The organism is Janthinobacterium svalbardense, assembly GCF_002327145.1.
Lineage (GTDB): Bacteria > Pseudomonadota > Gammaproteobacteria > Burkholderiales > Burkholderiaceae_D > Janthinobacterium > Janthinobacterium tructae.
Window position 1 is genome coordinate 1,560,000 of sequence record NZ_CP023422.1, and the last position, 13,809, is coordinate 1,573,808.

The window sequence follows — 13,809 nt, forward strand, 5'->3', positions numbered from 1 at the left end:
CACCCATCAACAAGGAGAAACTGAGTGAGCAACGAAACCGTAGAAGACCCATTATTCAGCGATGTCTCGCGATGTTTCGTGGAGGCTCTCCGTCGGAGTATGAGGGTAGCAGGTGAAGACGAGGACGGCATACCTGATGCGCTGTCGCAGACCGAGCTTGCCGAACGTGCCAATATGGGTAGGACGACTTTGAACAAGTACCTGGGAAGTAACTCAGAAGGTACCAACCCGGACCTGAAAATCATCTGTCAGTTGGCTGAAGCGGTGGGAGTCCCCCCTGCTATCTTGTTGATGCGTCCGCAGGACTGGGCCAGCCTAGGAAGCGGGATGTTGACCTTTCTTCAGGCGATGTCGGACCCAAAATTCACGGAGCTCGCGGCCGAGCTTCAATCGCTCGATTCGACGACCTCGTATCGCATCGCGGAAGCGGCACTGCGCGTTGGAAAACTTCTCAAGACTGTTGAGGATTCCCATGACCCACGGGTCTCGCAAGAGGTCCGCGCCTTTCGACACGCGTCGAAGGTGTCCATCGTAACTATAGCCGCATCGATTCCGTTTCGCATGGGCGGCGTCGCTACCTCTCACCTACCTGCGCTGCTGACCATCTGCAGCATTCTTGGAACTACTACCGCAAGGGCAAACCAATGAACGAAGAATTTATCAAAGAACCGGGCAGTCTCTCGTTGTTGCTCGCGCAAGCAGATGTCGCTGACTTGGATATCCTCGTCGACTACATTACCGATAATGGTGAAGGCCGAATTTCGCTGAATAACGATGTCTGCGCGAGGCTTGTTAAGTGTAAGGCGCGTAAGATTTATTCGGAAGAGGACCGCTCACGCATTGGGCGAGAAATTCGTGCCTTCGGCGGCAACACGCTTACAAATGTTTATCGTGACGTCCGTAGTAGTCTCGCGTTTGGTTCGCTTTTAGACAAGGTTCTCCCTGATGTTGAAGCTGCCATCTCCTACGATGAGGTAGTTAAGGACGTGGCGTCGCACCTTAAGGTTCCTTTCGATAAGAACGAGGATGTACTGGTTGTCGAAAGCGGTATCTTGCGTAAAATTCTGCGAGACTCTTTCGAAAGGATGTCGCCTGATGAGAGAGCCGCAGTGCTGAAAGAGCTGAATGTCGCTGACTTAGGAATGCTTGCGCCGGCTGCAAGCGCTGCGCTTATCGCGGCTGGGCGCGCTGGTGGCTTCGCTACCTATAAGCTCGCTCTTGTCGTAGCGAACGCGGTCTCCAAGGCGCTGCTTGGTCGAGGATTGCCCTTCGTCGTCAACGCGGCGGCAACGCGGACTATCGGCTTAGTCCTTGGACCAATCGGAATGGTCGTCACCGGCCTTTGGACGCTCGCTGACATGGCGAGCCCTGCGTACAGGGTCACAGTGCCTTGTGTGGTGCAAATTGCTTATATGCGACAGAAGGCTATCGTCGAATCGAGTAGCACGGCATGTACTGTTTGCGGTGCACGGAATGACCGAGCCGCACGTTTCTGTAACGAATGTGGCGAAGCCATCAAAGGAGATTGACATTTTTCCCAGCCCTATGGAGTTTCTTAAGTCTCACGCCATCGCCTTCTTGGCCGGGGCCGTCACTGTCGCCGCCGCGCAACTCTACGGCCGGCTCATCAGTAGACAAGCCCGAGGCTAAACATTGATTTGTCTTGATGGTAGTCCGTCACCCGATTGGAGAGCTGCTACATTGTTACTATTGGATAGTTTTCATATTAAAAATTAAGTTACTATTGGGAAATTAATTTCTAAACATTAACTTATTCGAGGAGTGAACTTTATGAGCGATAATGATAAAGGTGCCGCATTTGCAGGAATTGGCGCTGGCGCGGCTGGCGCGGCCGGTTCGGTTGGAGCCGTTGCTGCATCAGGCACAGTTGCCGGTTTAGGTGCTGCGGGAATTACCTCTGGCCTTGCTGCTGTTGGTGGGGTTGTTGGGGGTGGCATGCTGTCGGGCCTGGTTATCACTGCTGCCGCGCCGATAGCAATTGGTGCAGCAGGCTACGGCCTCTATAAATGGTTAAAGAAATAGTTTTGCGCTGGAATTCAAGCTAGACAGAAAAGACGTATGTAAATCGATATAGATTTTTTATTAATTCAAGGGGAGTGCCGTGAGTTTTTTTTCAGATTTAATCGGCGTCCCATTGTCTGTTGTCGAACTTGCAGGAAAAGCGATTGAAGTTATCGGTGAAGTTACTGATAATGATGCGCTTAAAACCGCCGGCAAGTCGATACAGGACTCTGCAGATACTATTTCAAAGTAGTTTATAAGCGCACGCAACCGCAGTTGCCATGTTCCTTTACTTGTGGCTTGCTGAGTTATGAGGTGGTTTCGTACTGTAAAAACCGTCATAACGGTATAAATCGTTATGACGATACAATCAGTCTGACGTCTTGGAGCCTGGCTACAGGCGCTCGGGTTCGTTGATGGCTCAATGAACTGAACATCTTGAAGCGCCGCCAGCGCATGTATGACCGTGTGTAAGGCAACTGGACCTGCGAACTTTACCCTCTGAGCGTGCGTTCAACGACTGATTAATGACGGTGATGGTCGGAAAGTTGAATGACGATTTTGGCGAGATAACTGCTGGTCCTCGAAGGTCATCTGTACCTGAACTCGTCCATTGCCCCTCTTACTCAATGAAAATTCCGCGACTTGGTGCCCAGTTCCTAAGCAATGACTCAGGTCCACGAGTCGCTTGGCAACCAGATGTCGCACATTGCTCTCGCACTGCCACGCGCCGTGCAATGTCAAGTAACTTTAGAACCATAATGGCTGACCATTTCGGAACGTAGAGATTTTCCTTGTCATCTTGTCGGTGTTTCGGTAACACTGGGGCGCGTTGGAAATTTCGCGCTTCTTGCGATTTCTTTGGTGATTATTGGGGAGAATTGCTCGCAATTTCCATTGGTGCGTGGCTTCAATCGAGAATTAATCGAATTTCATCGTTTTCTTGCCGGAAACGTCTTTGGAATAGCTTCGAAGACATTGCACTAGCAGAATGTCATCAGTTAGACTGACCAGCCCAAGGAATAATCTGTTTGAGAGCCATGAAGCAGGTCACCACCACCCAACTACAGCATTTGTATGACGCGGTATAACGCAGAAATCTATGTAGGCGCTTTGCTGCCGCTGGAGAGCCGACGCATTGCGCGATTGTTGCTGACCGAACCGGACCAGCGAGCATGGACGAATGCCATCGAGATAGAAAATATCCTGCAGAAGAGGACCGCAGCCACTGCGGCTCGGCAGGCCAGACTGTTACGTAGGCGGTTGACAACGTTGGATGCCGAAGGCTGGAAGATGATTTCCGAGCGCGAGAGCGAGGTGGTCATTCAAATGCTCATGTCTGCAGCCGTTAAACATAGCCTACTTTTAGGTGATTTTTTGCTTCGCGTTTATGCGGCCCGGCAGCGACGCCTCGAGCCAGCTCTGTCTCGGTCCGATTGGCAGGATTTCTTGACTGAATGTGAACATCACGACCCATCATTGGCCGGATGGCCCCAATCCACGAAGGACAAGATGCTTCAGGTCATCCTGCGCATTTTGGTCGAGGGGAAGTACATTGATAGTTCAAAATCGATGAAGTTGACCCCGCAATCTTTGCATCCCGACGTGCGGCGTTATCTGAGCGCACGTAATGAAACTTATGTCCTTGACTGTCTGGAACGTGTGAGATGAATCTGAGCTTTGACGAACGCCTCAACCAAATCCTGCCTCGTGTAACCTCGCGTGATTTCCTGTACAGCAAAGGCCTGGGCAATGAAATTGGATTCTGGATTTTTGATTACCCGCCTGACCGCGAGCTGGATATGCGCAGCTTTCTCCATGGCACCGTACTACCCGCGTTGACGAAACATGTGCCGGCTCTGCGCGCCGAGGCTATCGATTTGCTGCAACTGGTGAAGGGCTTGCTCGAGGAGCGCAACCTGCTCGACAAAGCCATGGATATGCAGCTCAGCAAAGGTGACGACAGCGCGCTGGCTGCGCTGCGCTCGGTTCTCAAAGAGGACAAGATTGCCCAGAAAATCGCATCTCAACATGATATCGCCAACCTCGACCTGTTAATTTTGACTGGCGTTGGCGCCGTTTATCCGATGCTACGCACGCACACCTTACTGTCTGCGCTGCATCCCATCATGGGCAACACGCCCTTGCTGATGTTCTTTCCCGGCCGCTACGACGGCCATTCATTACGACTGTTCAACACATTGGCCGAAGACCACTATTACCGCGCCTTCCGTTTAGTGCCAGAGAACACGTAGAGCAGCCCCGCCAGCACATTCCAGTCAATCACGGAACCATCACAATATGAAAATCAGCGAACTTTTCCTCAAGCCCATTGACCGCCCAATTAATGGCGTCATCAAAGCAGACCAAATGGACGCCGCCAGCGTCTGGCAAGAACTGGAAGAGTACGTCGTCACCAAACAGATAAGTGAATACTTGCGCAAGTTCTTTGACGCCTACTTGGCGGCCATCGACCGTCCGCATGATGCGGCCATCACCGACCGCATGGGTGTCTGGGTGTCCGGCTTCTTTGGCTCGGGTAAGTCGCACTTCATCAAGATACTTTCCTATTTGCTGGAAAACATCGCTGCTCAGAATCCTGAGACAGGGGAGAAGCGTAACGCCGCCCAATTCTTTGACCACCAAAAAATCAAAGACGCGATGCTGCACGCTGACATTCAGCGCGCGGTGCAAGGCACCGCCGACGTCATCCTGTTTAACATCGACGCCAAGGCCAACAAGTCCGACCCCGACGCCATCTTGCAGGTCTTCTTGCGGGTGTTCAATGAAAAGGTGGGCTTGTCGGGCGATACGCCGTACATCGCGGACATGGAACGTCATCTGATAGCCAAGGGTGCTTTCGAAAACTTCAAGGCCGCCTTTGCCGCCTCCAACGGTGGCACCTGGGAGCAAGAGAGTGATGCGGTCGCATTTTATCGTGACGATATTGTGACGGCACTTGCGCAAGCCTTGAAAATGACGCCTGAATCCGCTGGCAAGTGGTTCGACAATGCAAGAGATGACTATCGCATTACCCTTGAAGGGTTCGCCAAGGTCGTCAACGATTACCTAACTACTCGGCCATCCAGCCACAAGGTTATCTTTTTGGTCGATGAAGTAGGTCAATTCATCGGGGCCAGCTCCCCGCTCATGCTCAACCTGCAGACAATCACCGAGCAGCTCGGTGCCCAGTGCAAGGGCCGCGCGTGGGTCATCGTCACGAGTCAGGAAGACATCGATGCGGCAATTGGTGAAGACAATAAGTCCAAGGGCCAGGACTTCTCCAAGATTCAAGCCCGTTTTCACACCCGTTTGTCGCTGGCCAGCAGCAACACCGACGAAGTCATCGGCGAGCGCCTGCTGTCCAAGACGGAGGCCGCTCACGTTGCTCTGCGCGATACCTTCGCCAGCAAAAGTGACGTCATCAACAATCAGCTCGGGTTCTCGGGCAACTCGGTGACCTTGCGTGGTTACAAGGACGCCGCTGAATTCGTCACCTACTACCCGTTCGCGCCATACCAGTTCACGCTGCTGCAAAAGATATTTGAATCCATCCGCAAGGTGGGCGCCACCGGCAAGCATTTGTCGCGCGGGGAGCGTTCGCTGCTCGACGCCTTCCAGTCTGCGGCCGTGCGCAATGCGCCCCACGGCATCGATATTCTGGTTCCGCTTTACGATTTCTATCCCGCTATCGAGAGCTTCATCGACGGCGTCGCCAAGCGCTCGATAGACCAGGCGCCGGACAATCCCGGCTTGCAGAACTACGACAGTCTGCTGTTGAAGGCGATGTTCCTCATTCGCTACATCCCCGACATCGTCAAGCCGTCCATCGATAATCTTGCCACGCTGTGCATAGACCAGATTGACGCGGACAAGCTCGCACTGAAGCGCAAGATTCAGGAAAGTCTGGCGCGCCTCGAGCGGGAGCGCCTGGTCAGTCGCAACGGTGACCTGTGGTTCTTCTTGACCAATGAAGAGCGTGATGTCGCCCGCGAAATCGGTCACGTCGAGGTCTCCGCCGCTGAAAAGTCCCGCGAACTGGCCAAGCTGATTTTTGAGGATATTTTCAAGGACCAAACCAAGGTGCGCCACCGCGACACCAAGGCTGACTACGAATTCAACCGCCTGCTGGACGGCGCACCTTGGCGCCAGGCAAGCCACGCCCTGAGCTTTGAAGTGCTCACACCGTTGGGTGATGATTACGAACGTCTCCAGCCCGACCGCTGCATTCTGCGAAGCAGTGAGGGCAATGGCCGGGCCCTGGTGCGCTTGGGCGAGGGCGAGCGCCTGGACATTGAGTTGGCGCTCTATCTGCAAATCGAAAAATACATCATCAGCCCCAAGGCGGACCAGGCTTCGCCGTCTCTGAAGCGCATCCTGACCGACCGCAAGGACGAGAACCGCGAGCGCCGGCTGCGCCTGGTGCATCAGTTGTCGGAACTCATCACCACGGGTGACTTCTATGCCCTGGGCCAGCCTGTGCAAATCAAGTCCACCAGCACCGACAAGGTGCTCGATGATTTGCTCAATTACCTCATCACTAATACCTACAGCAAGCTGCCGTATCTCAAAGTGCGCCAAGTTGACCCGATAGGCGAAATCAAGGCCGTGCTCAACGCAGACGACTTGGGCCAGCATTCGTTAGGCCTGGACGGCGAGGCCGGCAACGCACTCGCCATCAAAGAAATGCGTGAATATTTGCAACTGGCTGCCAGCCAGAACCGGGTCTTGCTGTCAGACGTAGTGGACCGCTTTGCTGGTATCCCCTGGGGTTGGAAACCCGAGTGGGAAACCGTGTTGCTTATCGCCCGCCTGTTTATGTCCGGCGAAATCAAGCTCATGCTCGAAGGCTCTGACCTCGACCCCGCATCCGCAGCCGACCCGCTCACCAAATCCGTCCGCTTCAAGCAGGTGTCTATCCTCAAGCGCAAGACTGCCGATGCCACTGCAATCAAGCGCGCCCGCGAGTTGTACAAAGACTTGTTCCAAAAAATGGGTCGTGAGGAAGAAGACAGCCTGGTCGCCGACTTCCGTATCCGTTTAACGGATTGGCAAGCTGAACTCAAAAGCTACGCTCACACAGCCGCTACGCCGCACCACCCCGGCAAGACAGACATCGACGTCGCGCTCACCCGCATCGCCCAGCAACTCAGCATACGTGACAGCTTCGCCTTCATCGAAGCCCTGCTGGCGGCCAAGAACGAGTGGCTCGATGCCGCGGATGATATCCATGACCTGGTCAACTTCTACAAGACCCAGATTACCGCCTGGCGCAAGCTGCTGGATGGACTTAGCGCGTTCGAAAGTAATCGTGAAGCATTGACCAAAGTGCCTCAAGCCGCAGCCGCCTTGGTTGACCTGGCCCAAATCCGCGACAATCCCAAACCCTACGGCCAAGTCAACCGCATCGAGCCGCTGCTGGCCTCCGTCACCGCTATCAACGAGCAACTGGCGCAAGAAAAACGCGAAAGGGCCTTGCTGTCCCTTGATGCCAAGTTGGCTGAAGTTCAAACCAAACTTGGAGCAGCGGCTGCCACACCTGACCTCAGCAACAAAGCTCTGCGCCCGCTGCAAGACCTGAAAGCGCGCATCGCCAGCCAGACCAGCATTGCGCAGATTATGCTGCTACAAGGGGCGGGCGGCGATGCGATGGACAATGCCATCAATCTCATTGAAGCGGCTGCGACCAAAGTCCCTGACCATGTTGCGATGCCCGGCAATACCGCCAAGTCGCTGCAGACTGGCCAGCCCAACGTAGCAGCGCCCGTCGCCAAGACCACGCGCGTCATTCGTGCCGCCGAACTCTCCAGCAAGACATACCTGGAAACCGAAGCCGATGTCGACGCCTATGTAAGCAAACTGAAAGACGCGCTACTGACAACCGTGCGCGCCGGTCAAATAGCGCGGATTCAATAACGCATTCGACAACCGCTATCCCCCTCACTCAACCTATTCAAACGCTGCCCGTGTGCCATGCACGGGGCAGCTGAAAACCTTATCTGACCCATGAACAAAGCCAAACTCAAGTCCTACGCCCCGCAAGCCCGAAAAGACTTCATTGCCGCCGTCACCGCTCGTGCCAACTTGCTCGGCTTGTCAGAAAAGGCGGGCAATCTGGAAGTGGCTGCCAGCCAGCCACAGGGCGACGTGACAGTGATTGCAGGCCAAGCTTGGTCCATCAAAGTCCACAGTCAACGTCAGCAACTCATCACCCGTATCCAAAAAGACGGTTTTGCCCAAACCATGGAAGCGGTGGCCTACACTTGGTTCAACCGCTTTGCGGCGCTGCGCTACATGGAGTTGCACGACTATCTGGGCCACGGCCACCGGGCGCTTTCCAGTCTGGAGGGTACGTTGCCAGATATCCTGGCCCACGCCACAGACCTGGCGCAGATTAGTGCTGTAGACGGCGGATTGCCAGGGCTGAAGCCTGCGCTGGTCACTGAGATGAAGTTGGCGGGCAACCGCGACGGCGAGTTATACAGCATGCTGCTGGTTGCTCAGTGCAACGCGCTTAGCAACGTCATGCCGTTTTTGTTCGAACGCATCGACGACGAAACCGAGTTGCTGCTACCTGACAACCTACTGCGCACCGATTCCGTCATTGCCAAGCTGGTCAGCAGCATTGCCGAAGAGGATTGGAAACAGGTCGAGATTATTGGGTGGCTCTACCAGTTCTACATTAGCGAGAAAAAAGATGAAGTCATCGGAAAGGTGGTCAAGAGTGAAGACATCCCTGCCGCCACTCAGCTGTTCACGCCCAACTGGATAGTGCAATACCTGGTGCAAAACAGCGTCGGGCGATTGTGGCTGATGGCCAATCCGGCTAGCACCTTGAAGGCTCAGTGGCCGTACTACATTGAGCCTGCCGACCAGGCTGTTGAAGTGCAAGCCCAGCTCGATACCCTGATTCAGAACCGCGTTCGTGAGGACGGCGACAGCCTGAATCCAGAGTCCATTACCTTGCTAGACCCGGCCTGTGGCTCTGGCCACATTCTTGTAGAAGCCTACGAGGTGCTCAAGGCCATCTACCTGGAGCGTGGTTATCAGCCGCGCTCCATTCCACGCCTGATTCTGGAAAAGAATCTGTTCGGTCTGGATATTGACGACCGCGCTGCGCAAATGGCCGGTTTTGCGTTAATGATGAAAGCCCGCACCGACGACCGGCGCCTGTTCAATGAGCCGGTCAAGCTCAACGTGCTGTCCTTGCAGGAGAGCAAAGGGCTGGATGCAGACGAACTCGCCCGTGCCTTGCAGGTTGGTGGCGTCAACCTGCAGAGTGCGGACGGTGTAGCCAGCAGCGAATTTGGCGAAGGCTCCCTCTTCCCCTGCACCCGCCCGCAATTAAGCCTTGGTGAGTCCAGCGCGGCGTATATGGGGGTGGACCAGATGCGACAGACGATTGCCGAGCTTATAGCTGCCTTTGCACATGCGAAGACCTTTGGTTCGCTCATTCAGATTCCTCCGGTGCTGAACGCGAAACTAGCAACGATGCTCGAGCGTTTGCAGTTGGCACTCCAGAACGGTGACCTTTACGCCCAAGCTGCCGCCGAGGACCTCTCGCCGCTGGTGGCGCAGGCAAAGATGCTTGGTATGCAGTTTGATGCGGTAGTGGCAAATCCTCCATACATGGGAACGAAATACCTGACACCGATTTTGAAAGACTACGTAAAAGCCAAATATAATGGTTTCGAGAAAGACCTTTTTTCTGCTTTTGCTGCGAGAAACGCAGTGTTCGCAAAAAGTGGTGGCGAAGTAGCCATGATGTCGTCTAATGTTTGGATGTTTTTATCTTCATATGAGGAAATGAGAAAATGGCTTCTCGGTGATAATTCGTTAAATACATTAATTCAGTTGAGTAATAGCGGTTTTGACGGGGCAACAGTTTTCATATGTGCTTTTACATTTACAAACATACATGTTTCTAATCGTTTTGGAGAATTTATTCGTCTTGTGGATTTTAGTCGTCCATCGGAACAAGGGCCGAAAACGCTTGAATCCATTCAAAATAGAAAGTGTGGTTGGTATTATTCCGTGAAGCCAGATGACTTCAAAAAAATTCCTGGGAGCCCTATAGCTTATTGGGTTAACGACAATTTTAGAAGTCTGTTTTCCAGTTCCCGGCCATTCGGCAGCGCCATAAAGGTTGCAGTTGGATTGCAAACTGGTGAAAATAATCGTTTCGTAAGATATTGGTTTGAGGTAAGTAATAAGAATATATACTTCAATAATGGAGGTGTAGATAATTCTTGCCATTTGAAGAAAAAATGGTTTCCATATAATAAAGGCGGAGACTTTAGGAAGTGGTATGGAAATCAGGAATTTGTTGTAAATTGGGAAAATGATGGGTATGAAATTAAGAATTTCATGGGCGTCAATGGACGGCTGAGGTCAAGACCACAAAATGTTGATACCTATTTTAGAGAGTCACTTAGTTGGTCTGATATAACATCCGGCAATACCGCATTTAGATATTTTCCTCGTGGTTTCATACATGATGTGACAGGTATGTCTGCATTCTCAGATGATAAGACGCTCACATTAAAAATGTTGGGTTTCTGCAATACTAATTTGGCTAGATGGATAATAGAAACAACAAACCCAACTTTGCATTTCCAAGCTGGCAATTTTTCGACTCTACCATTCCTTGAAGTTGCCTTTCGTAGTGTTAGTAGCGAAATTCCGGCACAAGCCATTGATATTTCAATGGACGACTGGAATACCTCGGAAGTTTCATGGAATTTCAAATCTAATTTTTTGATTAAATTCGGCGAAAACAATCGAGAAATTGCCAGCTGTTGGCGGCGTTGGGTCGACCATACTCTAAATCAAATTAAAAAACTTAAAAATTTGGAAGAAGAAAACAATCGGCTCTTCATTGAAGCTTATGGCCTGCAAGGCGAAGTCTCGTCCGAAGTCCCAGATTCCGAAATTATCCTAGCTCGTGCCGACCGTGAGAAGGATTCACAACGATTAGTTTCCTACGCCATCGGTTGCACGATGGGTCGTTACAGCCTAGACGCGCCTGGCCTGATTTATGCAAGCGCCGGTAACGTTGGCTTCGACATCGGCCTATACTCTAGCTTTCCCGCAGACGCCGACGGCATCGTGCCGTTCACCGATGAACTCTGGTTCGAGGACGAAGCCGCCAGTCGAATCCGCGAATTCCTGCTCGCCGTCTGGGGCGTCGATACCTTGGCTGAAAACATGGCCTGGCTGGCGGAAAGCCTTGGCACCAAATCCGGCGAAACCCCGGATGAAACCATCCGTCGCTACCTCGCCGACAAGTTTTACAAAGACCACCTGCAAACCTACAAAAAGCGCCCCATCTACTGGCTCTTTTCCAGCGGAAAACAAGGTGCCTTTCAGGCGCTGGTCTATCTGCATCGCTACCACGAGGGTACGCTGGCCCGTATGCGCGCCGAATATGTCGTGCCCCTGACCGGCAAGATTCAGTCGCGCATCGATATGTTGGAGAAAGATGCGGCAGCCGCGACTAGCACCGCCGCCCGCAACAAATTGGCCAAGGAAGTCGAAAAACTCAAGAAGAAACACGTCGAACTGCTGGCCTACGATGAACTGCTGCGCCACCACGCCGACATGCGCATCACGCTCGACTTGGACGATGGTGTTAAAGTCAACTATGGCAAGTTCGGGAGTTTGCTGGCAGAGGTGAAGGCCGTAACTGGAGGGGCAAGCGATGATTGAACCGATTTTGTGCAACAGGCTGTTGCACTTTTGCCGTGAGGGAAGGCCCTGCTGCTGAGCAAGCTCAAGCTCAAGACTCACGAAGAGCGGGTTTGGTACAAGCCCAAAGTCATCGAATATGGTTGCTCACGGGTGGTGGTGTAATACGTCTTGCTGGGCATGGTGGAAAGGATAATGAGTGAATATCGACCAAATTGAAATAGCGGGCTTTAAGAGCGTAGCTCGGCTGACATTGAATCAACTGAAACCATATAGCGTGTTTGCGGGGCCTAACGGCTCGGGCAAAAGTAATTTAATGGATGCCCTGGCTTTTGTGAGTGCCGTCATTGAGTTGGGTGCAGTCAAAGCCATACGCAAATTCAGGGGTTTTCCACAGATTCACTGTTACAAGTTGCGCAGAAATAATGCAAGAACGTTTGAATTTGATATTCATGCAACGATGAACGAGCAGAAGCTTGCTTATAGTTTGAAGATTCATGACCTGCACTTAAATCCGCAATTGGAAGAGCGTTTGAGCGTGGACGGGGAAACTCTGCTGAGCCGAAAAAAAGGAGGGGTTCCAACTATCACCAAGGCGGATGGTAATAAGTCAACTATTGAGTTGTTGCCAGTCGATTATTCAGCCTTGATGTTCATACAAAGTGTCCCCTTATATGAATACCTGACCAATATTCAGGTATTTCGTTTTGACCCCATGGGTGCAAAGGAGCCGGATGCCTCTAGTGCCGATGCCACTGTGCTGGACCCGCATGGTCACAACGTGGCAACCATGCTTGCCACGTTGGAAAAAAATGACGAATTTCGTGCCCAAGTAACTGATTGGATGACACTTTTGGTGCCGGGCATGGAGCAGGTACGAACTGAACCTGAAAGACTAAGCGGTGGTACCGTCATTAAATTCAAAGAATATGGAATAAAATCACATTTTCCTGCTAATTTGATTTCCGATGGCACTATCTACGCCCTGTGCATCATGACTGCGGTGTTAAGCCGTTCAGAGGGATATGGCATCACCTTAATAGAGGAGCCTGAACGAGGTATCCACCCAAAAGGTATCGAGGCCTTGGCAGACCTTATGCGGGAAAATGCGACTCCTGAGCATCCAGTTTTTGTCACGACACACAGCGAATCGCTGGTGCGCGCATCCAGTGTGGAAGAGCTTTGGTTAGTTAATAAAATGGATGGTAAAACTGTGGCAAAAAATGCTGCGGAAAGCAGTTCCAATATTGGTCAGTTGAATCTCGATACAGCATGGCTTATGAATTTGTTTGATGGAGGGTTGCCATGGTGAAAATTGGATTTATCGTGGAGGGTGATACAGAAAAAATTCTTATTGAATCGACAGCTTTCAGGTCTTGGACGAAGGCTAATAATATTGAAATTTGTGCACCTGTCATCAATGCTAAAGGTGGTGGAAATCTGTTGCCACATCATATAGAGCCTATGCTTGCACAGTTTCATCAGGCCGCTCCTGAGCATATCGTCATCCTGACCGACCTGGAGAACGAAGCGGATATCGACAGTGTCAAAGCCAGGATTACAACGACACACACAGAATATATATTTGTGGCTGTCAAGGCAATTGAGGCATGGTTTCTGGCCGACACGCTTGCACTTCAACGATGGCTCAAAATTGATAATGTGCATGAGGCAGCGCCTGAGAATACCCCTGGTATGCCATGGGAACGCCTTAAGGCCCTTGCAATGGAAAAAGGGGCACGCGGACCAGGTCCCAATAAACCTGCGTTTGCAATGCAGATGTGCCGGCGTCATGGATTTGAAATAGCGCAAGCTGCCAATCACCCCGCCTGTCATAGCGCAAAATTATTTCACGATACGCTGCTTAGCCTTGGAAGTAATCAGGTGCCCCCCAACGGGGCGAGAGTCAGATAAAAACAGATAGGGGCGGTGATGGTTGAAGTTAGACACGTGAGAAATTTCAAGCCTTTGGGCGCAGTGTCGTTGCAACCAGATTAATCAAAGCGCCTGATTGGTATGAGTGGCGCTGGCAAGAGCATGTTGCTGCGAGCCTTTGATTTACTCTCGCATTGAGTCAGCAATTCAGAAAAACATAAGACA

10 protein-coding genes are annotated in these 13,809 nt (G+C 52.0%); all 10 read left to right on the top strand.

The window, feature by feature from the left end; genetic code table 11:
• Positions 1-24 precede the first annotated feature (24 nt).
• The 10 genes from CNX70_RS06855 to CNX70_RS06895 all read left to right on the top strand — a co-directional run bounded on the left by CNX70_RS06855 (position 25) and on the right by CNX70_RS06895 (position 13,623).
• Entirely contained in the window at positions 25-648 is a 624-nt protein-coding gene (locus CNX70_RS06855; RefSeq protein WP_157750926.1) for a helix-turn-helix domain-containing protein, read from the top strand.
• Positions 645-1,529, top strand: coding sequence for a ubiquinol-cytochrome C chaperone family protein (locus CNX70_RS06860; protein WP_096234085.1), 885 nt, complete (start codon positions 645-647; stop codon positions 1,527-1,529). The genes CNX70_RS06855 and CNX70_RS06860 overlap by 4 nt, the downstream gene beginning before the upstream one ends.
• Positions 1,530-1,791: 262 nt before the next feature.
• The gene (locus tag CNX70_RS06865) at positions 1,792-2,043 is read left to right on the top strand and encodes a hypothetical protein (protein ID WP_208624499.1); all 252 of its coding nucleotides are present in this window, start codon (positions 1,792-1,794) and stop codon (positions 2,041-2,043) included.
• Positions 2,044-2,122: 79 nt separating this feature from the next.
• Positions 2,123-2,275, top strand: a complete 153-nt coding sequence (locus CNX70_RS28020; RefSeq protein ID WP_157750927.1) for a CsbD family protein — start codon at positions 2,123-2,125, stop codon at positions 2,273-2,275.
• An 824-nt stretch (positions 2,276-3,099) separates the two neighbouring features.
• The gene (locus CNX70_RS06870) at positions 3,100-3,693 is read left to right on the top strand and encodes a DUF1819 family protein (RefSeq protein WP_096234086.1); all 594 of its coding nucleotides are present in this window, start codon (positions 3,100-3,102) and stop codon (positions 3,691-3,693) included.
• The gene (locus CNX70_RS06875; protein ID WP_096234087.1) at positions 3,690-4,277 is read left to right on the top strand and encodes a DUF1788 domain-containing protein; all 588 of its coding nucleotides are present in this window, start codon (positions 3,690-3,692) and stop codon (positions 4,275-4,277) included. The genes CNX70_RS06870 and CNX70_RS06875 overlap by 4 nt, the downstream gene beginning before the upstream one ends.
• Before the next feature lie 46 nt (positions 4,278-4,323).
• Positions 4,324-7,938, top strand: a complete 3,615-nt coding sequence (brxC, locus tag CNX70_RS06880) for a BREX system P-loop protein BrxC (protein ID WP_096234088.1) — start codon at positions 4,324-4,326, stop codon at positions 7,936-7,938.
• 90 nt (positions 7,939-8,028) lie between these two features.
• Positions 8,029-11,730 carry a BREX-1 system adenine-specific DNA-methyltransferase PglX gene (gene pglX / locus CNX70_RS06885; protein WP_096234089.1) on the top strand — a complete coding sequence of 1,234 codons (3,702 nt, stop codon included), beginning with the start codon at positions 8,029-8,031 and terminating at the stop codon, positions 11,728-11,730.
• 178 nt (positions 11,731-11,908) lie between these two features.
• A complete protein-coding gene (locus CNX70_RS06890; RefSeq protein ID WP_096234090.1) occupies positions 11,909-13,021 on the top strand; it encodes an AAA family ATPase in 1,113 nt (370 codons plus the stop codon).
• Positions 13,015-13,623, top strand: a complete 609-nt coding sequence (locus tag CNX70_RS06895; RefSeq protein WP_208624500.1) for a hypothetical protein — start codon at positions 13,015-13,017, stop codon at positions 13,621-13,623. Before CNX70_RS06890 ends, CNX70_RS06895 begins: the two co-directional genes overlap by 7 nt.
• Positions 13,624-13,809 lie beyond the last annotated feature (186 nt).

Coding starts and splice junctions, on each gene's coding strand:
- CNX70_RS06865 (WP_208624499.1), top strand. CDS start 1,792: ATGAGCGATAATGATAAAGGTGCCGCATTTGCAGGAATTGGCGCTGGC.
- CNX70_RS06875 (WP_096234087.1), top strand. CDS start 3,690: ATGAATCTGAGCTTTGACGAACGCCTCAACCAAATCCTGCCTCGTGTA.
- CNX70_RS06860 (WP_096234085.1), top strand. CDS start 645: ATGAACGAAGAATTTATCAAAGAACCGGGCAGTCTCTCGTTGTTGCTC.
- brxC (WP_096234088.1), top strand. CDS start 4,324: ATGAAAATCAGCGAACTTTTCCTCAAGCCCATTGACCGCCCAATTAAT.
- pglX (WP_096234089.1), top strand. CDS start 8,029: ATGAACAAAGCCAAACTCAAGTCCTACGCCCCGCAAGCCCGAAAAGAC.
- CNX70_RS06895 (WP_208624500.1), top strand. CDS start 13,015: ATGGTGAAAATTGGATTTATCGTGGAGGGTGATACAGAAAAAATTCTT.
- CNX70_RS06870 (WP_096234086.1), top strand. CDS start 3,100: ATGACGCGGTATAACGCAGAAATCTATGTAGGCGCTTTGCTGCCGCTG.